The sequence below is a fragment of the Maribacter chungangensis genome, from assembly GCF_042676845.1.
GTDB lineage: Bacteria > Bacteroidota > Bacteroidia > Flavobacteriales > Flavobacteriaceae > Maribacter > Maribacter chungangensis.
Window position 1 is genome coordinate 1 of sequence record NZ_JBHTHY010000031.1, and the last position, 744, is coordinate 744.

The 744-nt window shown below is 50.4% G+C and carries 1 rRNA gene; it reads left to right on the forward strand.

Features of this window, described 5'->3' with window-relative positions:
- A 23S ribosomal RNA gene (locus ACFQZJ_RS19735) occupies positions 1-744 on the forward strand; the annotation flags it as partial.

Genomic DNA, 744 nt, shown 5'->3' on the forward strand with positions numbered 1-744 from the left:
AGCGGCGAGCGAAATCGGATTAGTCCAAACCGTTGTTGTTTCGGCAACAGCGGGGTTGTAGGACCACGATATTCGAACAGTGATGAACTAGAACAAGTTGGAAAGCTTGGCCATAGACGGTGATAGCCCGGTATAGGTAAAGACCTGCAAGATAGTGGTATCCTGAGTAGTGCGGGGCACGTGAAACCCTGTATGAATCCGGCGGGACCATCCGCCAAGACTAAATACTCCTGAGAGACCGATAGTGAACCAGTACCGTGAGGGAAAGGTGAAAAGAACCGTGAATAACGGAGTGAAACAGATCCTGAAACCATACGCTTACAAGCGGTCGGAGCCCATATGGGTGACGGCGTGCCTTTTGCATAATGAGCCTACGAGTTACTTTTACTAGCAAGGTTAAGGACTTCAGGTCCGGAGCCGTAGCGAAAGCGAGTCTTAATAGGGCGCCATAGTTAGTAGTAGTAGACGCGAAACCGTGCGATCTACCCATGGGCAGGTTGAAGCTGTGGTAACACACAGTGGAGGACCGAACCCGTTGACGTTGAAAAGTCTTGGGATGACCTGTGGGTAGGGGTGAAAGGCCAATCAAGCTCGGAAATAGCTCGTACTCCCCGAAATGCATTTAGGTGCAGCGTGTAGATAGTTTTATAGAGGTAGAGCTACTGATTGGATGCGGGGGCTTCACCGCCTACCAATTCCTGACAAACTCCGAATGCTATAAAACGTTTCTGCGCAGTGAGGGCA